Genomic DNA, 21,607 nt, shown 5'->3' with positions numbered 1-21,607 from the left:
GGAGGGGCGGTGCGGCCACTAGTATGGCCGCGCCGCGCTGTGGAGGATCAACCTTCGGACGAAACGCCGCGCAGTCGGATCATTCCATCGGGATAGGCGGTAAAGCCCTTCACGTTGGCACGCGCCGCAAACGGCCAGGGCTGGTAATAGAGATAGACGATCGGCAGGTCGTCCTGGATGATCTCCTGGACCTGATCATAAAGCGCCTTGCGCTTGACCGGATCTGTCAGGCTGCGTGCCTCTTCAAGCAGGGCGTCGACCTTCTCGTTGCAATAATGGGCGTCATTGAGATTGCCCTTGCAGCTGACAAAACTGTGGATGTTGCCATCCGGGTCTGCGCGGCCGGACCAACCGCTCTGACCAGCCTCGAAGCTGCCTTCCTTCAGTGCCGACTGCAATGCTGCAAACTCCGTCGGACGCAGCGAGATGTCGAAGCCTGCTTCCGCCGACATTGCCTGGATCAACTCGTAGACCTGCTGCGAAGCCGTGTTGTTGCCGAAGGCGATTTCCAGCTTCACGCGTTCGTGGCCGGCTTCGGCAAGAAGCGCCTTTGCCTTGGCGACCTCGCGCTGGCGGCTCTCGAACTTCTTGTCATAGGCGAAGCTCGTCGGCGGAAATGGCTGATATGCCGGCTGAAAAATGCCCTGGCCAACAACATCGTTGATGACGTTGCGATCAATCGACAGTTCGAAAGCCTGGCGAATACGCTTGTCGTAAGCAATCGGGAATGAATCCTTGTCGCCCTTTTTAAGATTGAAGGTCAGGGCCTGGTAGCCGGTTCCGGTGACCGGGTAGAAGGCAAGGCCGGAGTCACCCTTGACGGTTTCAACGTCGGATGGGGCGATACGCTCAATGATGTCGAGATCGCCCGAACGCAGGTTGGCGAGGCGCACGGTCGAGTCCGAGATCGGGATGAAGGTGATCTTGTCGTAGGCGAAGCCGGCCGCATCCCAGTAGTCGGCGAATTTCTCCAGAACGATGCGGTCGTTCTGGATACGCTCGACGAACTTGTACGGCCCCGAGCAGACCGGGTTCTGGCCGAAATCGCCGCTTTCAAATGCCTTGGGCGACAGAACCATGCCGGCGCGGTCAGCCAACTGAGACAGGAGCGACGCGTCCGGCTTTACGAGATGGATGGCCAGCGTCGTGGCGTCGATCACTTCAACCGTATCGATCGAAGCGACTTCGCTCTTGCGAAGCGATTCCGGCAGGGACTTCGCTCGTTCGAGATTGGCTTTCACCGCGGTCGCGTCGATTGTCGAACCGTCGTGGAACTTGCCGTCGCCGCGCAGCTTGACTGTCAGCGTTTTGCCGTCTTCCGACCACGTCCATTCCTTGGCCAGCTGTGGCTGGATTTCCAGCTTCTCGTTGATGTCGAAAAGCTTGTCGCAGAGGGAGGTGAAAACGATACGCCCGACAAAGGTCCTCGCGCGATGCGGATCGAGGATGTCGGCATCGTCCTGCAGACCGATACGAAGATCGGCGGCGAGAGCCGATGAGGCCGAAACCATGATCGTCGCGGCCAACAGGAATTTCTTTACGGAATTCATTTGTTTCCCTCTGTGATTGAGCTTTTCTGATTTGGGATTTGCAGCCCGATGGAGGCTTCCAGGCCGGCGGTGGGGCTGCCTGCTGTCTGCATGGCTTCGATCAGCGCATTGCGCAGCGAGATCAAGTGTTCGCGCATGGCAGATTCGGCTGCTGCGGGGTGGAAATGGCGAATGGCGTCAATGACGGCGTTGTGCTGCTCGACCGAAAGGGTGGTGCGGCCGGCCGAACGTGTGCGCTCGCGGAAATGGCGCCAAGCCTCGTTCTGACGGATCTGGTCGATCATGCCCATGAACAGGATGAACAGTTGGTTGCCTGCAGCCTCTGCGATCTTGCGATGAAACGCACCGTCCCACAGTTCCCAGGAATCAGTGTCGGTCGAATCCTTCGCCTTGGCCGCCAATTTCTCCAGCTGCTGGATCAGCGCCGGCGTTGCCTTCGTGGCTGCCATGCGCGCCAGCACGGGCTCTATCTCGATGCGCACTTCCATGACTTCGATCGGATTGGTGAATTCCGCCAGGCTGTTGACGCGAAGCGTGCTTGATATCTGCTGGGAGCCTCCAAAGGTTCCCTTGCCCTGCTGGCGCCAGATCAGGCCCTCATCTTCCAGAACCTCGAGGGCCCGTCGCAACGCACGCCTGCCGACGCCGATTTCCGCAGCCAGCTCGCGCTCGGGAGGCAAGCGCAGTTCTCCGCCAGACGGCACCGAACCCAGCAGAACGCGCAGCCGCTCAAGTGCGTAACCAGAGTTTGCTGCGGGTTTGGTGTGGGATGGCATGACAACACTTAGTCAGGTGATCAATGTTGCAAAAGGTTCACGTTGAAGGATCGTTTCTTGCGAAAATCGAGATTCCGATCCTGAGTTGGTGTGCCCCTCAGCGAAAATCGAACCTATGGAAGGAGAATCGACGATGCAACCAATTTCTTTAATGGTTCCGTTCAATCCAAAGCCGATTACGGGTGGGCGAGTGATCAAATGTCTCGCTCGCGAAGAAATGGCCAGATCCTGCAGCGATGACGGGTTGCCCACCCTTTCCGAAGAGATGGCGCGCGCGACATAATTGACCACAAGATTGTTGATTATCTTGTTGAATAATTGTCGCCAATTTGATTGGAATACATTTGTTAAGTGAATTGCGATCGACGGTGTTCCGTCAGAACCGCATTGGGAGGAGTGGAATGAAAATCTCTGTTAGAGCATGCCGCCTTGCCGCGGGTGTTTTGCTGCTGTGCTCAACCGCGATTGCCGCGCAGGCGGCGACTACGCTTGAGACCGTCAAGGCGCGCGGTAAGCTGATCTGCGGCGTTTCGATGGGCACGACGGGCTTTGCGCTCGCCGATGCGCAAGGCAAGTTCGCTGGCTTCGATGTTGATGTCTGCCGCGCCATCGCATCGGCCGTGTTCGGCGATCCGACCAAAATCGACTTCGTGCTGACCAACATCAACACCCGCTTCCAGTCGCTGCAGTCGGGCGAGATCGACGTTCTGTCGCGCCAGACCACGATGACCTATTCGCGCGAGGCCTCGCTGGGCATCGATTTCGGTCCGACTGTGTTCTATGACGGCCAGGGCCTCATGGTCGCAAAGAGCCTCGAAGTCGCCAGCGCCAAGGATCTTGACGGCGCTGCCATCTGCACCTTGCCCGGCACGACGACCGCGCAGAACCTTGCAGACTTCTTCCGTGCAACCGGGAAGAAGTTTGAACTGGTAGTTTTCGAGAATCCCGACGAGAACAATAATGCCTTCTTCTCGGGCCGCTGCGACGCGGTCTCTTCGGACCGTTCCGATCTTGCCTCCATTCGCGCCGCCTCGAAGAGCCCCAACGACTATCTCGTGCTGCCGGAAACCATCTCCAAGGAGCCGCTGGCGCCGGCTGTGCGTCAGAACGACTCCAACTGGCGCGACATCGTTTCCTGGTCGGTCTGGACGATGATGGCTGCTGAAGAGAAAGGCATCACCCAGGCGAATGTGGAAGAAAAGCTGAAGAGCGAAGATCCGGAGGTTCAGCGCATGCTGGGCATCACTGACGAGCTTGGCACGATGCTCGGGCTCGACAAGGCCTTCGGCTACAACATCATCAAGAATGTCGGCAACTACGCCGAGGTCTTTGATCGCAATCTGGGTGAACAGACAGCGCTCGGTCTGAGCCGTGGCCCGAACGCCCAGTGGAACAATGGCGGCCTGCTTTACGCACCGCCGTTCAGATAAGCTATATGCCGGCGCACGGTGCGTGCCGCCTGGCATGCGCCGTGCGCCGGCAGGCCGATCCCATGAGCACATCCGGATTTTCTGGACTATTCCTGCTGCGTGACCGGCGGATTCGCGAGGTTGCCTATCAGGTTGTCTGCATCGCAGCCGTCGTCGCGATCGGCTGGTACCTGTTTCAAAACGCAGCCGCCAATCTCGCCAGGCAGGATATTGCGACCGGATTCGATTACCTCAGCCGGGAGGCCGGCTTTATCATCAGCGAGACGCCGATCGATTACCAGCCGTCCGACAGTTACGGGCGGGCATTGCTGGTCGGGTTGCTCAACACGCTTACGGTGGCGCTGCTCGCCATCGTGCTCGGCACGGTTGTCGGCACGCTGGTCGGGATTGCGCGTCTTTCGAAAAACCCGCTGCTCTCGCGGCTGATGCTTGCCTATGTGGAAGCGCTGCGCAACGTGCCGCTGCTGCTCTACCTCTTCCTCTGGTACTCGGCCATCATCTTCACGCTGCCGCCGGTCAAGCAGGCCATTGCGCTTCTGCCCGGTGTCTTCGTCTCTAACAGCGGCCTGGTCGTGCCAGCCATCGTCTGGCATTCCGGCTTCTGGACCGTCATTGCTGCAATTGCCGCAGGCGTGGTGGCTGCTTTCGCCTGGCGGACCGTTGCAACGCGTCGGCGCATCGCGACTGGCAAGGCCGTGCCCGGCTGGCCGGTCTCGCTTACGCTGCTTGTTTTGCCTTTTGTCATTGCAATCGCGGTATTCGACATCAGGTTCGAGTTCGACTGGCCGGAGCTGGGGCGCTTCCGGCTGACTGGCGGCGCGCATCTCAAGCCGGAATTCGTGGCGTTGCTGCTCGGCTTGACACTCAGCGCCTCGGCGACAGTTGCCGAGATCGTCCGCAGCGGCATTCTGGCGATAGGCAAGGGCCAGCGCGAGGCAGCCCAGGCGCTTGGCCTGTCTTCCGGGCGCACCATGCGCCTTGTCATCCTGCCGCAGGCGCTCAGGGTCATCGTGCCGCCCTTGACCAACATCTACGTGACGACATTCAAGAACAGCTCGCTGGCCATCGCCATCGGCTATCCGGACCTCGTGATGGTCTCCAACACAATCATGAACCAGACAGGGCAGGCGATGGAGCCGATCGCGCTGTTCATGCTGGTCTATCTCGGTCTCTCGCTGGCGACGTCGCTGCTGATGAACTGGTATAACGCGCGCGTTGCGTTGCAGGGGCGCTGAGATGAGCACCATGGCAAACTCGGGCGAGGAGCAAATCGCCATCCGCGCACCGGCACAGAGCGGTGGGCTCGGCGCCAGCGCCTATTTCGGAACGCCCGCCAACACGATCGTGACGCTGCTATGTTTGGCCCTGCTTGCGCTCGCCGCCAAGGTCGCTGTTTCATGGCTTGTGATCAACGCCGTGTTCGACGGTACGCCGGAGGACTGCAAGGCGAGTGTCGGCGCCTGCTGGCCATATCTCACAGCCAAGCTGCGCTACATGCTGTTCGGCATCTATCCGTTCGAGGAGCAATGGCGGCCGCTGACGGCTACGGCGCTCTTCATTCTGGCCATCACAATTTCATGCATCCCGCGCCTGTGGAGCCGTTGGCTCCTGCTGGGCTGGGTCGTCCTATTGCCGGTGCTCTACCTGCTGATGGCCGGCGGCGCGTTCGGATTGGCCGAGGTGCCCACGTCCCAGTGGGGCGGCCTGCCGCTGTCCTTCATGCTGACCTTCGTGGGCCTCGTCTGTGCGCTGCCGCTCGGCATCCTGCTCGCGCTCGCACGTCTTTCCAATCTGCCGGCGATCCGCATTCTCGCCGTCACCTTCATCGAGCTGGTGCGCGGCGTGCCGCTGATCAGCATCCTGTTCATGGCGTCCGTCATGCTGCCGCTGTTCATGCCCGACGGCGTTACCATCGACAAACTGCTGCGCGCCCAAGTGGCTATCATCCTGTTCGCCGCCGCCTATATTGCCGAGATCGTGCGCGCTGGGCTTCAGGCGCTGCCGCGAGGCCAGACCGAAGCCGCGCAGGCGCTGGGACTTCACTACTGGCAGTACACCTTCCTGGTGATCATTCCGCAGGCCTTGAAGACGGTGATCCCACCGCTGGTGTCGCTGTTTATCGGCTTCTTCCAGGACACCACGCTGGTGACCATTGTCGGCCTGCTCGATTTCCTGAACACGGTCCGCACGGCGTTGCGCGATCCCAACTGGCAGGGCATCGCAGTGCTGGAGGGATATCTTTTCGCGGCTGCGGTTTATTTCGTGTTCAGTGCGCTGATGGGCGCATACAGCCGTTTTCTCGAGAAGCATTTCAGGGTGGGCTATGACTGAGGTCACCGTCATTCGCAACGTCGACATCATCGTCGCGTACGATCCGGTCAACGACCGCCACGTCTACCTTCATGGCGGCGACGTGGCCTTCGATGAAACGGGGTTGCGCTGCGTCGGTCAGAGCTTCGACGGAGAAGCGACCACCGAACTGTCCGGCAAGGCTCGGATGGTCGTGCCGGGGCTTATCGACATCCACTGCCACTCGCATGATGAGCCGCTTGCCAAGGGTATTTTCGAGGATGTCGGAACGGCAGCGCTCTGGGGCAACGCCATGTATGAATTTTCCGGCCTGATCGACGGTGGGCCGGACGCCCGAGCCGCCTGCCTGACCGTCATGCTGGGCGACCTGATGCGCAGCGGCGCAACGACGGTGCTTGATATTGCAGGCCCGCATGATGCCTGGCTCGACATAGCAGCCCAAAGCGGCGCACGCGCCTATCTCGCGCCCGGTTTTCGGCAGGCCGACTGGGTGGTGCATGACGGCCATCGGCTCGATCTGGACTGGGACGACGAGGCGGGCAGGCAGGCTTTCGTGCGGGCGCTTGATTTTGTCGACCGGGCGCGGGCGCATCCGAGCGGGCGGCTGGACGGCGTCGTGTCGCCGTCGCAGGTGGAGACCTGCCGGCCCGATCTTTTAGTCGATGCCGCCGAAGAAGCGCGACGGCGCGGCATGCGCATCACGATCCATGCCGCGCAGACCATGGCCGAGCACGAGGAACTGATGCGCCGCACCGGCCTGACCGCCGTGCAGTATCTCGACCGGCTTGGCGTGCTCGGCCCCGACGTCATCCTCGGCCACTGCATCTTCGCCGATCACCATTCCTGGACCAGGCAGCGGACGTGCGATGATCTCGCGACGCTGGCAGCGCGCGGGACGAGCGTCGCGCATTGCCCGGTGACCTTCGCCCGCAGCGGCATGGCGCTGGAGACGCTCGGCGCCTATCGCCGCGGCGGCGTCAACGTGGCGATCGGCACCGACAGTTACCCTTTCAACATGCTGGAGGAGATGCGGCAGGCTTTGATCTGCTCGCGGCTCGGCGGCAAGAGCGTCTTCGATCTTTCGACTGGCGATATCTTGCACGCGGCGACGCTTGCGGGCGCGCGTGCACTGGGTCGGACGGATATCGGCAGGCTCAGCGTCGGCGCCAAGGCCGACCTCCTGGTCGTCGATCTGAGCGCACCGACCATGCGGCCAGTCTATGATCCGCTGCGCGGCCTGCTCCATTGCGCCGCCGAGCGCGCAGTCGAGAGGGTCTACGTCGATGGTCGCCTGACGGTCGATCGTGGCAAGCCGACCGGGATCGACTATGACGGCGCGCTGCGCGAGATGCAGGCCCTGCAGAATTGGGCATGCGCCCGCGCCGGCGCGCTCGATCCACGTGGGCGCGACATTGCCGAACTGGCTCCGAAATCGCTGCCGGTGATGGAGGTCTAAGTTCGCGCGGCGAGGGCGGGTTTCTCGCCGGTCAAATCAGGATGGGGTAGCTCGGGGGAAAAAGCTCGGATACCGGCGGATGTTGCCAACTCCTGTCGGGATACTTGGCGACGAGCCCCTCGAATTGGCGTTGCGCCCTCTGGCGCGCAGCATGGATGTCGAAACCCGCGAGTTTCCCGTCCAGCATCGACAGCCGCCCGTCGACGAAAACGGCCTGCGTGACCTTGCCCGAGCCGCCCAGCACCAGCGTGGTGATGGGATCGACGGTCGGGGTCATATGCGGATCGTCGAGACGGAACACCGCGATGTCTGCCTTCACTCCAGGAGCAAGCCGCCCGATATCGGTGCGGCCGAGGGCCTTCGCTCCGCCCAGCGTTGCGGCGTCGAACAGGTTGGCGCTGAACACGGCATCCGGAGCCTTTTCGCTGATACGGCAGGCGACGAGGCCCATCAGCAGGTTCATCAGCATGTCCGGTGGCGCGGTGTCGGTGGCCATGCCGATGTTGATGCCAAGCTCGCGGCAGACTGCAAACGAATTCAGGATGCTTCCCATGCGCGCCGACACCAGCGGCGAATGCGCGATGGAGACGCCATGGTCCGCGTAGAGCTGCAGGTCGCCGGGAGAAGCGTAGGTGGCGTGCGGAGCTATCAGCCGTTCGCTGAGCAGCCCGTGATCTGCCATCCATTGCGGCCCGGTCGCACCGTGCAGCGTGCGCATGGTCTCCAGTTCCGAAGGGCCTTGCGCCATATGTAACCGCACCCGGCAGTCGAGATCGTCGGCGGCGGCCATCGTCCGGCGCAGCAGGCCGAGCGTGCAGGTCTCGACCCTGTCGGGAGCGAGCATGCCGTTGACGAGACCGCCATGGCGGCCTTGCTGGCGCTCGATGAAAGCGATCGCGTCGGCCAGCCCGTCGAGCCCGCGCTCTTCGTCGAAAACGGGGGTCATCCTGCCGGGCGCTTCCAGCACCATGCCGCCCGAGCGAAAGGCTGGACTTAAGAAAACGCGCAAGCCGAGATCACCGGCTGCGTCGGCGGCGGCGTCGAATTCGGCAACCGTCTCACTCCATTGCCGATAATAGAGCGATGCGATAGGTGCAGCCGTCGTGATGCCATTGAGCAGCAGCAACCCGAAGGCGAAGCGCTTCTGAAAGGCAAGTTCCTCCGGGCTGTACATCTCGTACGGCCCGCGCTCGACATAGGAGCGCGGCCAGATGCGGCCCTTGGCCCATCCCGGCTGATTATCCGTGACCAGGACGTAGGTATCGATATCCGAGAGGGCGTCGAGGTCGACCAGCCCGGGGCTGATCAGCGCGCTGCCGAAATCGATCCGGCGGGCGACCTCTCCGTCAAAGCGGGTTCCGGCGAAAATGACGTCGCCGTTCTCGATGACCAGTTCGCCGCGCGGCACGAGGCAATGGCCGCCGTCGCGATGGGCGAGCAGCCATTCGGCGGTCATCAACGTACGGCCCGCCGGCCGCTTGCCCAGAGCCAGGTCCATAGGGAGGTTCATTGGACTCTTCATAATGTCCGTGGCCTGCTCATCGCAGTCTTAGTGAAGCAATCAAAAGAAGGGCGTTTCATCGGATGATGAAACGCCCCGAGGTTGGGAGGGTGCGATCCTGCCGGATCGTCTCAGTCGCCGGCCATCTGCGTCAGCCAGTGGCGTGGCTTGTTGTCGGAGCGGAAGTCGACGCTCTTGACCTTGTCCAGCATGGCCCAGGCAATCGGCTGCTGATGGAGCGGGATCAAGATCGTGTCATCCTTGGCGATCTTGAGGGCCGCTTCCTCGAGCTGAAGACGCTTGGCGATATCAGGCTCTTGCACCGACTGCTCGACCAGCTTGTCCAGCTCCGGATAGGACCATCCGCCATAGTTCGACACGCCGACCTTACCCGTCTTGGTGGAGAGCACCTGCGCCAGGATGGAATACGCGTCGAGCGTCGGCTCGTTTGCCCAGCTCAGGTTGAACATGTCGGCCTTGCCGTTTGTACGCTTGGGCGACTGGATGGCGCGCGGCGCGATATCGATCGACGGATCGAAACCACCGCGCTTCAGCATGTTTGCGATACCGGCGCAGAAGTCCTCCTCGCTGATGCTCTCGTCGTTGGAGCACATGTAGGTGAACTGGAGCCCTTCCTGGCCGGCATCGGCGAGCAGCTTCTTGGCACGCTCCGGATCGGCTGGGCTGAAGGTGTCGAGCGACTTGGCGTAACCCGAGATTTCGGGGGCAATCAGCGAGCCGGACGGACGGGCCAGTCCGCGCATCACTTTCTTGTTGATCAGGTCGCGGTCGATCGCCGCTTCGACGGCCTGACGCACGCGCACGTCGTTGAACGGATTCGGACGTCCGTCTTCCAGCTTCTCCTTGCGGTTGAAGCCTAGGAAGACCGTCCGGAACTCGGTGCGCTTCATGACCGAGAGGCCCGGCGAGCTTTCGAGACGGGAAAGGTCCTGGATCGGCGCGGAGTCGACGAGGTCGACCTCGCCTGACAGCAGCGCCGCGACGCGCGTCGCCGGAGAGGCGATCGGCATGTACTCGATACGGTCGAGATTGTGCTTCTTCTCGTCCCACCAGCTGTCGTTGACGATCAGCACCGTCTTGCTGTCCGCCACGCGGCTCTCCAGCTTGAACGGGCCGGTGCCGTTGGTGTTGTGCGTCGCGTAGCCCTCCGTCTTCGTGTCGACGGCGGTCGGCTTTTCGGTGTTGTTGTCCTTCAGCCATTTCGCGCTGAACATGAAGATGTTCGTCATGTCATTGAGGAACAGCGAGGTCGGCGCCGACACTTCAATGTCTACCGTATAGTCGTCCACCTTCTTGCTGCTCACATAGAGCGGTATGTTGCCGCGCAGCGGCGAGTCCGGATCGGTGACGCGGGTGAGTGAGGCGATCACGTCGTCGGCTGTGAAGTCCGCACCGTCGTGGAATTTCACGCCCTTGCGCAGGGTGAAGCGCCAGACCTTGTTGTCGATCAGCTTCCACTCGGTCGCCAGCGCCGGCTCGATCTTGAAGTTCGCGTCGTAGCGGACCAGCCCCTCATAGATATGATTGAGGAACGACAGGTTGAACGTCGATGCGATCGAGTCCGGGTCGAGTGAGTAGATGTCGGCGCGGCCGCCCCAACGCAGGGTTTCCGCAGTTGCCGGTGCGGCGAGGGCGATTGCCGCCACCGCGCCAAGGATGATTTTCTTCAAACGAGACATGTTACCTCCCAGGTCCTATCGTTCGTCGGTATCATCATTGCGATGATTAACTAGGATTGTCAACAATATTGTTGACTGAAATGGCGCGCATCGATAGCAAACTGTCTTCTGGATAAACGTCCACTTGCCCGGCACTTTGGGCAAAGTCCGAAGAACATTGATGATTTTGGCACGAATGAGGGAAACCGCGTGAACGAACTGCTGCTTGTCCATGGAACCATCGTGACCGTCGATCCCGGCCGGCGCATCATCGAGGACGGCGCGATCGCTATATCGGGCGACAGGATTGTCGACATTGGCTCAGCCAGCGAACTCGAACCCCGGCATCAGGGCAAGAAGATCGTCGATTGCCGCGGCAAGCTCATCATTCCCGGCCTCATCGACGCGCATGGTCACGCCGGCCACGCGCTGATCCGCAGCATCGCCGCCGACACGAATGCCATGTGGATGCGGATCGTGACGCCGACCTACTATCACTATGCCACGCGCGACTACTGGTACGCGGATGGGCTGGTGGGCGGCCTTGAGCGCCTGCGCGCCGGCGTTACCACCGGCGTCAGCATCATTTCGTCCATGCCGCGCAGCGACGACCCGGTTTTCGCGATCAATCATGCAAAGGCCTATGGGGAGATCGGCCTGCGGGAAATCATCTGCGTCGGCCCGGCGGGCTTGCCCTGGCCGCATCCGGTCACGCGATGGGAGAGCGGCGCGCCCGTGCGCCGTGACGTCACTTTCGAAGAGATGATCGAAGGCGCCGAGGCGACGATCCAGGCAATCAACGGAAGCGCCGATGGGCGCATCAGCGTGTTCCTCACGCCCTTCACGATCGCTCCGTCACTCGACCCCTCGAACGCATCGACGCCCGATCAGGCAGTCAGGCTGAGCGACAACGACCGCATGCAGGCGAGGCGGGTGCGTGAAACCGCCCGCAAATGGGGCGTGCGCATCCATTCCGACGCTTTCGCGGGCCAGATCCGCATGGCCTTCCAGGACAAGGAGAATGCGCTCCTTGGCCCGGACGTGCACCTTCAGCACTGCTGGGGAATCTCTCACGAGGAGGTCGATATCCTGGCCGAGACCGGCACGCATGTTACCCATGCGCCACCCGGACGCGCGACGCCTATCCTGGACATGATGTCGAAAGGCGTGCCGGTGGCGATCACCTCGGACGGCGTCTCGCCCAGCCGTCACTTCGACATGTTCCAGATCGCCCGCCTGGCGCAGTTCACGCAGCATCTCCTGAACAATCACGACCGTTACCTGCTGCCACCCGGCAAGGTGTTCGAGATGATCACCATCGACGCCGCAAAGGCCCTCGGCATGGATCACGAGATCGGTTCGCTGGAAATCGGCAAGAAGGCTGACGTTGCCATCATCAACATGCGCCAGCCCCACCTGACGCCCAACTGGATGGTGGTCCACCGGCTGGTTCAGCAGGTCCTCGGCAGCGACGTCGACACCGTCATCGTCGACGGCAGGATCCTGATGGAGGGGGGTGAGGTGCTAACAACCGATGTCGAGCAGGCACTTGATCTCGGCGAGCGGGAAGCGCAGGCCATGGCCGAACGGGCGGGCCTGCGGGCGCATATGCACGACCCCGGCTGGGGTCAACTCAGCCGGACTTTCCGCGAACCGGTCGTGCCGCCCCGCCCACCGGAGGCGTAGCGCAGCGATTACTCGGCAAGGGCCGCACGAGCGGCCCCGACACGCGGCAGCGCGACCGCACCGTCGAAGACGCCTTTCTCCCGCGGATAGTCGTAGCCGTTGACCTTCGAGGTCGAGTAACCGGCGCCCACCAGCGCTTCGGCTATCTTGAGGGCAGCGGTTACACCGTCGATGACTGGAACGCCGGTCGCTTCCGACAGGCGCTCGCACAGGCTCGACATGCCGGCACAACCCAAAACGATCGCCTCGGCACGATCCTCGATCTTGGCGCGCTCGATCTCGTCGAGCAGCAAACGCTCCGCCGTTACTGGATCTTCTTCCAGTCCAAGAACCGGCAGATTGATGGCGCGCACGGTGCGGCAATGATGTCCCGCTCCATAGGCCTGGACCATGTCCTCGATGATGGGAACCGACCGCGGAAGCGTGGTGACAACTGAAAAACGGCGGCTGATGGTCATCGCCACCTGGACGGCTGCCTGGCAGATGCCGATCACCGGCACCCTCGCGACTTCACGGGCCGCATGCAGGCCGGGATCGTCGAAGCAGGCGATCACATAGGCGTCGATGCCCTGCGCCTCGCCAGCGCGGATCTCCGACAGCATCGCCGGCACGGCCATTGCTTCGTCGGTGGAGCCCTCGATGCTGACCGGCGTTCCAACCGGATTGACTGCAGTGACGCGTGTTCCGGCGCTGGCGACCCTGAGGGCGCTCTCCAGCGCCTGGGTGGTCATCGAGGCTGTCGAATTGGGATTGATCAGGCGAATATGCACTTTTTAGTCCACCTGTTTGGATGCCTTGAGAACGTCTGTCATCGCCGGGGCCTTGAGCACGAACTGGCGATCCGAAGTGATGTAGTTGTCGGCGTGAAGCCGGGCGATCGGCTGGTAGACATCGGGGTTCACGTAGCGCCCAGCCGCATCGAGGCAATCGCGGTGGACATGCATGTGAACAACCTCGCCAAGCACCAGGACGCGGCGCGGATATTCGATCATTCGCTCCACCCGGCACTCGAAGGCGCACGGTGAACTGGCTACATAGTCGACATCGATCTGCGTGCAGCGGGCGGTGGGAAGATCGGCCATCTCAAGCTCATCGACATCACTCTCAAACGCCAGGCCACAGACAAGCATCTGCTGCGACAACGCCATGTCGACCATGTTCACCGCGAATTCTCCGGTGCGGCGAATGTTGACCATGGTGTCCTTGTCTTCTCCCGACAAGCGCGGTTGTATGCCGAGCACGACGATCGGCGGTTCGTGCGAGAAAACGTTGAAAAAGCTCATTGGCGCCGCGTTGCCACGCCCGGTTGCCGAGCGCGTTGTCACCAGCGCGATGGGCCGAGGACCAACGAAATTGGTCAACAGGCGGTACCGGCCGTCCGCCTCCATCTGCCTAAAATCGAATTCCATGGTCGCCTCTCACCGTATCTGCATTTTTTGCATACAATTATTATTGAAATTGTCTACAAAATATACCACATAAAACCTGCAAATGTTGACTTTTTGTCATCCTTGGCGAATGTCGACCAAGCAGCAGGGAAGAAGATTCATGAGCGACCAGGCGAGTGTCTCGATACAGCAGATCGTTGAAAAAGTATGGCTTTCTATTGCCGAGCGCAGGCTGCGTCCGGGCGTTCAGCTCAAGGAAGGCCAGATGGCCGCGATTTTCGACGTCAGCCGCGCGCGTGTCCGGCAGGCTCTGGCGGCGCTTGAACGCGAGGGCCTGGTGACGATCATCCCCAACCGGGGCGCTTTCGTGTGTCAGCCTTCGGTGGACGAGGCCCGTGACGTTTTCTCCATTCGCCGTTCCGTGGAGAGTTGCGTCGTCGCCCGCATCGGAACCTCGATCACGAAAGCCGACGTGGCGCGCTTGCGCAGCCATGTCGACCGGGAGCGAACCGCCAACGCCAACGACATGACAACCGACATCATCAAGCTGTCCGGCGGATTCCATCTTCTGCTTGCGGAGATTTCGGGTTCCGACTTCCTGTTCGGCATGATGCGCGACCTGATCTCGCGGACCTCGCTGATCACCGCAGTCTATCGCAACACCGCGCGCTTCAACTGCGGCCCGGACGAACACGCCGAGATCGTCGACCATATCGCAGCTGGCAACCTCAAGACGGCGCTGGCGCTGATGGAGCATCATCTCGAGCATGTGGAATCGGAGCTCGACCTGAGGGAAGTGCGGGACATGTCGCACGACCTGCGCGCCGCGCTTGCATAGGTGAACGACGGAGGCATCGTCATGCCTCCTCCGCAAGATGGCATGCGACGCGCGTTCCGGTTGAAAGCGTGCGCACCTCGGGAATTTCGGCCGAGCAGCGCGCGGTTGCAATCGGGCATCTCGGATGGAACGGACAGCCTGACGGCGGATTGAGCGGGCTCGGAACCTCGCCAGCGGCGACGACGCGATCCCTGTGCGGATGCTCGATGTTCGGGATCGTCTGGAGCAGCAGTTGAGTGTATGGGTGACGCGGTCTGGCGAACAGCGCCTCCGTCTCGCCCTCCTCGACGATGCGGCCGAGGTACATCACCGCGATGCGGTCGGACATGTGCCGCACCACGCTCATGTCATGGCTGATGAACAGATAGGTCAGGCCGAATTCGTCCTGCAGGCGCCGCATCAGATTGAGCACCTGAGCCTGGACCGAAACGTCCAGCGCGGAGGTCGGCTCATCGCAGACCAGGAACTGAGGTTCGCTTGCCAATGCGCGTGCAATCGAGATGCGCTGCCGCTGTCCGCCAGAGAATTCGTGCGGGAACTTTTCGCCATCCGATGCTGACAGGCCCACGGTTTTCAGCAGTTCCACCACACGCTCGGTGATCTCGGCGGCGGTTTTGCGCAGCTTCAGCTCACGCAGCGGCTCGGCGATGATATTCTTAACGCGCCAGCGCGGATTGAGCGAAGCGTAAGGGTCCTGGAAAATCATTTGAGCGGATAGCGGATTGCCGTCCTGACCGGGTGCGAAGCGCATCTCGCCGCTATTCGGTTTGTAGAGCCCTGTCACCAGGCGGGCGACGGTGGACTTGCCGCAGCCGCTTTCACCGACAAGGCTCAGGCATCCACTCATCGGGACGTCGAAGCTGATGTCGTTGACAGCGTGCAGAAACTGCCGGGGTTTGCGCTCGACCACGCGATTGAGCCACGGCGCCGAAACGTCGAATGTCTTGGCGAGCCGCTCGACCCGCAGCGCCGGCGCCTTTTGTGCAGTGATGACGTTCATGCTGTTCCTCCTGCATTCAACCAGCACGCGCTGGCGCCTGCGCCCGCCGAGAGCAGGCTTGGCCGTTCGCGCCGACAGCGCGGTCCGGCCTCCTTGCAGCGCGGATTGAAAGCGCAGCCGGACGGGACGGCATCGAGCCGCGGCATCGATCCATCGATCTGGTTCAGGCGCTCGACGCGTGCGCCAAGCGCCGGAATTGAAGCCATCAGCCCGCGTGTGTAGGGGTGCATGGGAGCGTGCAGCACCTGTTCGACCGGCCCGATCTCGACGAGGCGGCCAGCGTACATTACGGCGATCCTGTCGGCCGTTTCGGCGATGACGCCCATGTCGTGCGTGACCAGCATCACCGCTGTCCGCTTTTCCTTGCAGAGACGGCGCAGCAGCGACGTAATCTGGGCCTGAATCGAGACGTCGAGGGCGGTGGTCGGTTCGTCGGCGATGATGAGCTTCGGTGAGGCGGCAAGCGCCAGCGCGATGACCACCCGTTGTCGCATGCCACCGGAAAACTGATGCGGGTACTGATTGATGCGTTCCTCGGGGGAGGGGATGCCGACATCCTTCAGAAGGGAGACCGCTCGCGCCCGAGCCTCGGCCTTGCCCATGCCGAGATGCTGCCGGATGGTTTCCGTCAGCTGCGCGCCGACTGTGAAAAGCGGATTGAGCGAAGTCAGCGGGTCCTGGAAGATGGCGCCGATCTCGCGACCGCGGATCTTCTCCATTTCGCGGTCGTCCAGGGTGTCGATGCGGCGATCGCCAAGCCAGATCTCGCCCTCGGCGATGCGTCCTGGCCGCTCTAGTAGGCCCTGGATCGCTAGCCCGGTCATCGATTTGCCGGCGCCGGACTCGCCTACGACCCCGAGAATCTCGCCGGGCCGGATCGCCAGGCTCACGTCGGAGAGCGCCGTGGCGACACCACGGCGGCCAGGGAATTCAACTTTGAGGCCACGAACCTCAAGTACCGCTTGCTCGGCTTCAACCATTGGTATTGACCTCGATCGGATAGCTCGGCGGAAAGATTTCGGAAACGGACGGATGGCCCCAACTCCGCTCGGGATATTTTGCGATAAGGCCGTCGAACTGCTGTTGCGCGCGCTGCCGTGCGGTCTTCATGTCGATGCCGGCGACCTCGCCGAAACGCATCGACAAGCGTCCGTCTACGAAGACTGCCTGCGTAACCTTGCCCGAACCGCCGGTCACCAATGTGGTAATTGGGTCGATCGATGGCGCCATCACTGCGTCATCGAGGCCGAATACCGCGATATCGGCACGCGCGCCCGGTGCGAGCCGGCCCAGGTCGTCACGGCCGAGCGACTTGGCGCCGCCGAGCGTCGCGGCGTCGAACAGGTCGGCGCAGCGGACGCGGTCCGGAGCGCGATCGTTGATGCGGCAGGCAATCAGGCCGACCAGCAGGTTCATCATCATGTCGGCGGGCGCGGTGTCCGTTCCCATCGCGATGTTGATCCCGCGCTCCCGGCATCTCGAGAACGAGTTCAGCGTGCTGCCCCCGCGCGCGGAGACCAACGGGCAGTGCACGATCGAGACGCCATTGGCAGCGTAGAGTTCGAGGTCTTCGTCGGTGGCGTTGGTTGCGTGCGGTGCGATCAGCCGATCGTTGAGCAGGCCCAGGCGCGCCAGCCAGGCAGGGGCAGTAGAGCCGTGCAGCTTGCGCACTGTTTCGACTTCCATCGCGCCCTGCGCCATATGAAGGCGGATCTTGCAGCCGAGTTCGCCCGCGGCGGCCTGGGTCTGGCGCAAAAGCTCCGCCGTGCAGGTCTCGACGCGATCCGGGACCAGCAGACCGCGCACCAGATCGTTGAAGCGGCCGGTCTGTCTTCCGATGTAGTCGACGGCATCGTGCAGGCCTTTCAGGCCATGCTCCTCGTTGAAAATCGGCGACATCTGGCCGGGCGCATCAAGGACCATGCCGCCGGCGCGATAGGCCGGGCTGAGATAGACCCGCAGGCCCAGTTCACCGGCAGCCTCGGCCGCGGCGTCGAATTCGGCAACCGTTTCGCCCCACTCACGGTAAAACAGCGAGGCGATGGGCGCGGCCGTCGTGATGCCGTTTAACAAGAGCTGGCCGAAAGCGAAGCGCTTCTGGAACGACAGTTCTTCCTGCGAATACATCTCGTAGGGACCGGCCTCGACATAAGATCGCGGCCAGACCCGGCCCTTGGCCCAGCCGGGATGGTGATCGATACCCAGGATCGTCGTGTCGAGATCAGACAGTGCATCAAGGTCGATGAAGCCGGGGCTGACAAGCGCATTGCCGAAGTCGAGCCGGCGGGCCACTTCGCCAGGGAAATCGTTGCCGACAAAGATCACCTCGCCGCCATCGATGACGATCTCGCCATTGCGGACAAGTCGATGCCCGCCGTCTCGATGTCCGAGTACCCAGGCGGCCGAGATCAACGTCCGCCCTTGGGGACGCTTGCCGAGTTCGAGCGCGTCAAGCAACTGGCGTGTGGTGGGCCGCGTCATGGCATGTCCACCACGGCCTGGCCGCCGCGCGCGATGACGCGGCCGCCCTTGACGACCAGCGGGCGCGGCGCCACCTCGACGACCGCATGAGCAAGCGTTTCGCCCGCGAGCAGCGTGAGATCGGCGTTGCAGCCTTCGGCAAGGCCGTAGCCCTCGATACGCATGACGTCTGCGCCGCCCTGCGAGACGATGTTGAGCACGTGTTCCAGTTCGTGGTCGGACCGCAGGCCGTTCTTCATGCCGACGACCTTGGCGCGGTCGAGCATGTCGGGTTGTCCCCAGGGGCCCCAGGTATCGCGGATGCCGTCACATCCTGCGCCGACGCGCACGCCGGCCTGTTTGAGGCGCATGATCGATGGCACTGTCGCCGATGGCGCTCCCGTGGTCAGGATTGCCACGTCGAGTTCCGCGATCTGCTCTATAAGCTGGCCGACCCTGAGATAGTCGTTCATGCCGAGCGCAAATGCGTGGCTGATCGCCACCTTGCCCTGCATGCCATTGGCGCGAATGCGCTCGAACATGAGCTCCATGGTGAAGGCGCCAAGATCGCCCGCCTCATGCAGGTGGATGTCGATCGGCTTCTGGTGCTTCACCGCCAGCGCGAAAAGGATGTCGAGCTGACCCTTGGGATCGCGGTCAATGCCGCAGGGGTCGATGCCGCCCAGGACCTCGCAGCCTTGGCGCAGCGCCTCGTCCAGCAGTTCCGCCGTGCCGGGCATCACCATGACACCTGACTGCGGGAAGGCGACGATCTCGATATCGATGACCCCCTTCAGCTTTTCGCGGGTTTCCATGACGCCGTCGACAATGGAGAGGCCATGAACCGGGTCGATATCGACATGGCTGCGGATATGAGTGGCGCCGTGCGCGGCAAGGCCGATCGCGTGGCGCATCGACTGGCGGTGCGGATCGATGCCGATGGCGATCCGGTTCTCGCGTTCGAAGTCGATGCGCTCGCGCAGCACCGCGCGCCGGTTGTTTTCGTGCCAGGGCATGCCCCAGGTCGTCTTGTCGAGATGGGTGTGCGCGTCGATGAGGCCGGGGATAGCGATCGCTCCACCGCCATCCTCGACAGGCATGTCGGGAGCCGGTTCGAAGCGGCCGACCCCGTCAATCCGGCCATCGCGGATCAGCAGGTCGCTGTTGGCGCCCCCGTAGGGCCGGACGTTGCGGAGCAACAGATTGGTCATTCGCATTTACCTCAGCTTCGGATTGAGCACGTCGCGCAGCCAGTCACCCAGCACATTGACGACGACAACAAGCAGGCAGAGCTGGACGACGGGAAAGAGGACGATCCACCACGAGCCCGAGAACAGGAACTGGTTGCCGATGCGGATCAGCGTCCCCAATGAAGGCTGTCCGGGCGGCATGCCGATACCGAGAAATGACAGCGTCGCCTCCGTCAGGATCGCCATGCCGAAATTCAGCGTGGCGGCGACCAGCACCGGCGTCAGCGTGTTGGGCAGGATGTGGTGCGCCAGGATGCGGCGGGCAGGCACCTTCAGCAGTCTGGCAGCCTGAACATACTCCTTGTTGCGCTCGACAATGGCCTGCGCGCGCACGGTGCGTGCATATTGAACCCAGGAGGACAAGGCGATCGCAAACACCAGGACGGCCGCAGCGCCGATCTCGCGCAAGTCGGCCGGAAGCATCTGGCGCACCACGGTCGAGACGAGGATCGCGATCAGGATGGTCGGAATCGACAGTGTGATATCGCCGATACGCATCAGGATGTTGTCGACAAAGCCGCCGAAGAAGCCGGCCACCAGGCCAGCCGTCATTCCGATCAGCAGCGACAGGGCAACCGAGGTTAGGCCGATCACGATCGAGATTCGGGTGCCGTAGAGGATCGCCGAAAGCATGTCGCGGCCCTGTGTGTCGGTGCCGAGCAGATAGGGCCATTCGCCACCTTCCTGCCACAGCGGGGGCAGCTCCGCCTTCCACATGTCGAGCTGCGCGGAATCGTAAGGGTTCTGGGGCGCGAACAGAGGCGCGAAAACGGCCGTCAGGATCAGCACGGCAAGGAGTGCTGCCGCGAACATCGCGGACTTGCTGTGCGTGAACGACCACCAGATATCGCTGTCGCGCCAGCGCTGCATCATGCCGGGACGCGGTGCTGCGCCGGGTTTTGAAGTGTCGGTCGTCATCGACTTGCCCTCCGGCGGTCAGCGTGCGTCGCGCAACCGCGGATCGATCACCGCATAGGTGATGTCGACCAGCGTGTTGAGCGCGACGAAGATGAAGGAGATGATGCAGAGATAGGCGGCCATCACCGGTATATCGAGGAAAGTGACCGCCTGGATGAAGAGCATGCCCATTCCCGGCCACTGGAAAACGGTCTCGGTAATCAGGGCAAAGGCGATCAGCGAGCCGACGTTCATGGCCGTCATCGTCACCACCGGCATCAGGCAGTTCCTGAGCGCATGACGGAAGTAAATCCGCCACCGGGGGATGCCTCTCGCCCTTGCGAATTTCACGAAATCCGACCGCAGCACTTCGAGCATCTCGGCACGCACGAGCCGCAGGATGAGCGTTATCTGGTAGAGCGAAAGCGCCACTGCGGGCAGGATGAGCGCGGCGCGGCCTGATGGCGTAAGCAGTCCGGTCGACCACCAGCCGATCTGCACCACTTCGCCGCGGCCGAAGGATGGGAACCATCCCAGGATCACTGAAAACACGAGGATAAGCAGGATGCCGACGACGAAACTTGGCAGCGATACGCCGACAATTGAGATGAATTGCAGCGCCTCCGTGTACCATTTTCCGCGTTTTATCGCGGTCAGAACGCCAAGAGGTATGCCTGCGACAAGCGAGATCAGCGTTGCGACAAGCACCAGCTCAAGCGTCGCCGGGAAACGTTCCCCAATGAGCTTCAGCACGTCCTGGCCGTTGCGATAGGAAATTCCAAAATCGCCTCGCGCGGCATCTGCGACAAACCGGACGAACTGCGTTGCGGTGCTGTCGTTAAGGCCCAGCCGTTCGCGCAGATTGTCGCGATCCTCCTGGGTCATCTGCTCGCTGGCCATCAACTCGACCGGATCGCCCGCAAGGCGAAAGATGAGAAACGCGATCATGGCCACGGCAAGCATGACCATGATCGCGTTGCCGATGCGGCTTATGATGAAGACCAGCATGTGAAGCCTCGTCAATTTGGACAGAGCCTTACCGGCTCGGTGTGTCCGCTATGGCGGCAGATCGTCAAACAGGCGGCGCCGCCGCTGCCATCCAGCAGAGCGCGAAGAGCTCTTCAGAGCATTGTTTTGTTGCGCATATCTCGTTCCTCCCATGTGACGGCTTTGTCTCCTTTACTGGGAGATCTCGTTCCAGCCAGTTTGCATGCTTCGTTTCTTGCCGCCGGTTGCGACCGGACGCTTTGTCCAATCGGCACGGCCCGGCACGACTGTCATCGGGATTCGCGAGGACGCGCCGGCATCTCTCCCAATGATTCATAGCGGGCTGTTGTTCTGGTACCGGAAAGCGTTCAGGGTTGTCAACCCGATTGTCGACAATTT

Annotated in this window: 18 protein-coding genes; 6 read left to right on the top strand and 12 right to left on the bottom strand. The window is 62.1% G+C overall.

Annotated elements, in window-relative coordinates; all coding sequences use genetic code 11:
- Positions 1-47 precede the first annotated feature (47 nt).
- Positions 48-1,550: an ABC transporter substrate-binding protein gene (locus F3H98_RS03195; protein WP_149758162.1), complete on the bottom strand. Its 1,503-nt coding sequence runs from the start codon at positions 1,548-1,550 to the stop codon at positions 48-50.
- Positions 1,547-2,326: a FadR/GntR family transcriptional regulator gene (locus F3H98_RS03190; RefSeq protein WP_149758160.1), complete on the bottom strand. Its 780-nt coding sequence runs from the start codon at positions 2,324-2,326 to the stop codon at positions 1,547-1,549. Before F3H98_RS03190 ends, F3H98_RS03195 begins: the two co-directional genes overlap by 4 nt.
- 401 nt (positions 2,327-2,727) lie before the next feature.
- Between F3H98_RS03190 and F3H98_RS03185 the strand changes: the two genes are divergently transcribed.
- The 4 genes from F3H98_RS03185 (at position 2,728) to F3H98_RS03170 (ending at position 7,522) form a co-directional block, all read left to right on the top strand.
- Positions 2,728-3,756 (top strand): amino acid ABC transporter substrate-binding protein, encoded by a 1,029-nt coding sequence (locus tag F3H98_RS03185; protein ID WP_188130306.1) that lies wholly within the window; start codon positions 2,728-2,730, stop codon positions 3,754-3,756.
- Between the two features lie 62 nt (positions 3,757-3,818).
- Positions 3,819-4,991: an amino acid ABC transporter permease gene (locus F3H98_RS03180; protein ID WP_149758158.1), complete on the top strand. Its 1,173-nt coding sequence runs from the start codon at positions 3,819-3,821 to the stop codon at positions 4,989-4,991.
- Between the two features lies 1 nt (position 4,992).
- On the top strand, positions 4,993-6,087 hold the full coding sequence (locus F3H98_RS03175; protein ID WP_244621581.1) for an amino acid ABC transporter permease: 1,095 nt from the start codon (positions 4,993-4,995) through the stop codon (positions 6,085-6,087).
- Complete coding sequence (locus F3H98_RS03170; RefSeq protein WP_149758156.1) at positions 6,080-7,522, top strand: amidohydrolase family protein; 1,443 nt, start codon at positions 6,080-6,082, stop codon at positions 7,520-7,522. Before F3H98_RS03175 ends, F3H98_RS03170 begins: the two co-directional genes overlap by 8 nt.
- 31 nt (positions 7,523-7,553) lie before the next feature.
- On the opposite strand, the gene F3H98_RS03165 is transcribed toward F3H98_RS03170, so the two are convergent.
- Both F3H98_RS03165 and F3H98_RS03160 read right to left on the bottom strand, forming a co-directional pair.
- Positions 7,554-9,032, bottom strand: a complete 1,479-nt coding sequence (locus F3H98_RS03165) for an amidohydrolase family protein (protein WP_425294802.1) — start codon at positions 9,030-9,032, stop codon at positions 7,554-7,556.
- Positions 9,033-9,154: 122 nt separating this feature from the next.
- Positions 9,155-10,723: an ABC transporter substrate-binding protein gene (locus tag F3H98_RS03160; protein WP_149758152.1), complete on the bottom strand. Its 1,569-nt coding sequence runs from the start codon at positions 10,721-10,723 to the stop codon at positions 9,155-9,157.
- Positions 10,724-10,912: 189 nt separating this feature from the next.
- Here F3H98_RS03160 and F3H98_RS03155 point away from each other — a divergent pair, with 189 nt between their 5' ends.
- The gene (locus F3H98_RS03155) at positions 10,913-12,388 is read left to right on the top strand and encodes an amidohydrolase family protein (RefSeq protein ID WP_149758150.1); all 1,476 of its coding nucleotides are present in this window, start codon (positions 10,913-10,915) and stop codon (positions 12,386-12,388) included.
- Between the two features lie 8 nt (positions 12,389-12,396).
- Here F3H98_RS03155 and F3H98_RS03150 read toward each other — a convergent pair whose 3' ends face one another.
- Positions 12,397-13,158 (bottom strand): aspartate/glutamate racemase family protein, encoded by a 762-nt coding sequence (locus tag F3H98_RS03150; protein WP_149758148.1) that lies wholly within the window; start codon positions 13,156-13,158, stop codon positions 12,397-12,399.
- Between the two features lie 3 nt (positions 13,159-13,161).
- A complete protein-coding gene (locus tag F3H98_RS03145) occupies positions 13,162-13,797 on the bottom strand; it encodes a flavin reductase family protein (protein ID WP_149758146.1) in 636 nt (211 codons plus the stop codon).
- A gap of 139 nt (positions 13,798-13,936) precedes the next feature.
- On the opposite strand from F3H98_RS03145, the gene F3H98_RS03140 reads away from it, so the two are divergent.
- Complete coding sequence (locus F3H98_RS03140; protein WP_149758144.1) at positions 13,937-14,614, top strand: GntR family transcriptional regulator; 678 nt, start codon at positions 13,937-13,939, stop codon at positions 14,612-14,614.
- 19 nt (positions 14,615-14,633) lie between these two features.
- Here F3H98_RS03140 and F3H98_RS03135 read toward each other — a convergent pair whose 3' ends face one another.
- Genes F3H98_RS03135 through F3H98_RS03110 form a run of 6 tightly spaced genes read right to left on the bottom strand, consistent with a single transcriptional unit; the run spans position 14,634 to position 21,229 of the window.
- Entirely contained in the window at positions 14,634-15,614 is a 981-nt protein-coding gene (locus tag F3H98_RS03135; RefSeq protein ID WP_149758142.1) for an ABC transporter ATP-binding protein, read from the bottom strand.
- A complete protein-coding gene (locus F3H98_RS03130; RefSeq protein WP_149758140.1) occupies positions 15,611-16,594 on the bottom strand; it encodes an ABC transporter ATP-binding protein in 984 nt (327 codons plus the stop codon). The genes F3H98_RS03135 and F3H98_RS03130 overlap by 4 nt, the downstream gene beginning before the upstream one ends.
- Positions 16,587-18,095, bottom strand: coding sequence for an amidohydrolase family protein (locus F3H98_RS03125; protein ID WP_149758138.1), 1,509 nt, complete (start codon positions 18,093-18,095; stop codon positions 16,587-16,589). The genes F3H98_RS03130 and F3H98_RS03125 overlap by 8 nt, the downstream gene beginning before the upstream one ends.
- Positions 18,092-19,285 carry an amidohydrolase family protein gene (locus tag F3H98_RS03120; protein ID WP_149758135.1) on the bottom strand — a complete coding sequence of 398 codons (1,194 nt, stop codon included), beginning with the start codon at positions 19,283-19,285 and terminating at the stop codon, positions 18,092-18,094. The genes F3H98_RS03125 and F3H98_RS03120 overlap by 4 nt, the downstream gene beginning before the upstream one ends.
- Positions 19,286-19,291: 6 nt before the next feature.
- On the bottom strand, positions 19,292-20,242 hold the full coding sequence (locus F3H98_RS03115) for an ABC transporter permease (RefSeq protein WP_149758133.1): 951 nt from the start codon (positions 20,240-20,242) through the stop codon (positions 19,292-19,294).
- Positions 20,243-20,260: 18 nt separating this feature from the next.
- Positions 20,261-21,229: an ABC transporter permease gene (locus tag F3H98_RS03110; protein ID WP_149758131.1), complete on the bottom strand. Its 969-nt coding sequence runs from the start codon at positions 21,227-21,229 to the stop codon at positions 20,261-20,263.
- Positions 21,230-21,607: the final 378 nt, after the last annotated feature.

The sequence above is a fragment of the Neomesorhizobium albiziae genome (assembly GCF_900114255.1).
In the GTDB taxonomy this organism is placed as follows: Bacteria; Pseudomonadota; Alphaproteobacteria; order Rhizobiales; family Rhizobiaceae; genus Neomesorhizobium; species Neomesorhizobium albiziae.
Note: the sequence above shows the minus strand (reverse complement) of the source record. Positions and strands in the feature narration are given on the sequence as shown.

What these genes read in the sequence shown, in the direction of transcription:
- F3H98_RS03135 (WP_149758142.1), bottom strand. Translation starts at nt 15,614, where the DNA reads ATGAACGTCATCACTGCACAAAAGGCGCCGGCGCTGCGGGTCGAGCGG.
- F3H98_RS03140 (WP_149758144.1), top strand. Translation starts at nt 13,937, where the DNA reads ATGAGCGACCAGGCGAGTGTCTCGATACAGCAGATCGTTGAAAAAGTA.
- F3H98_RS03195 (WP_149758162.1), bottom strand. Translation starts at nt 1,550, where the DNA reads ATGAATTCCGTAAAGAAATTCCTGTTGGCCGCGACGATCATGGTTTCG.
- F3H98_RS03145 (WP_149758146.1), bottom strand. Translation starts at nt 13,797, where the DNA reads ATGGAATTCGATTTTAGGCAGATGGAGGCGGACGGCCGGTACCGCCTG.
- F3H98_RS03175 (WP_244621581.1), top strand. Translation starts at nt 4,993, where the DNA reads ATGAGCACCATGGCAAACTCGGGCGAGGAGCAAATCGCCATCCGCGCA.
- F3H98_RS03170 (WP_149758156.1), top strand. Translation starts at nt 6,080, where the DNA reads ATGACTGAGGTCACCGTCATTCGCAACGTCGACATCATCGTCGCGTAC.
- F3H98_RS03125 (WP_149758138.1), bottom strand. Translation starts at nt 18,095, where the DNA reads ATGACGCGGCCCACCACACGCCAGTTGCTTGACGCGCTCGAACTCGGC.
- F3H98_RS03180 (WP_149758158.1), top strand. Translation starts at nt 3,819, where the DNA reads ATGAGCACATCCGGATTTTCTGGACTATTCCTGCTGCGTGACCGGCGG.
- F3H98_RS03190 (WP_149758160.1), bottom strand. Translation starts at nt 2,326, where the DNA reads ATGCCATCCCACACCAAACCCGCAGCAAACTCTGGTTACGCACTTGAG.
- F3H98_RS03165 (WP_425294802.1), bottom strand. Translation starts at nt 9,032, where the DNA reads ATGAACCTCCCTATGGACCTGGCTCTGGGCAAGCGGCCGGCGGGCCGT.
- F3H98_RS03130 (WP_149758140.1), bottom strand. Translation starts at nt 16,594, where the DNA reads ATGGTTGAAGCCGAGCAAGCGGTACTTGAGGTTCGTGGCCTCAAAGTT.
- F3H98_RS03110 (WP_149758131.1), bottom strand. Translation starts at nt 21,229, where the DNA reads ATGCTGGTCTTCATCATAAGCCGCATCGGCAACGCGATCATGGTCATG.
- F3H98_RS03115 (WP_149758133.1), bottom strand. Translation starts at nt 20,242, where the DNA reads ATGACGACCGACACTTCAAAACCCGGCGCAGCACCGCGTCCCGGCATG.
- F3H98_RS03120 (WP_149758135.1), bottom strand. Translation starts at nt 19,285, where the DNA reads ATGACCAATCTGTTGCTCCGCAACGTCCGGCCCTACGGGGGCGCCAAC.
- F3H98_RS03185 (WP_188130306.1), top strand. Translation starts at nt 2,728, where the DNA reads ATGAAAATCTCTGTTAGAGCATGCCGCCTTGCCGCGGGTGTTTTGCTG.
- F3H98_RS03160 (WP_149758152.1), bottom strand. Translation starts at nt 10,723, where the DNA reads ATGTCTCGTTTGAAGAAAATCATCCTTGGCGCGGTGGCGGCAATCGCC.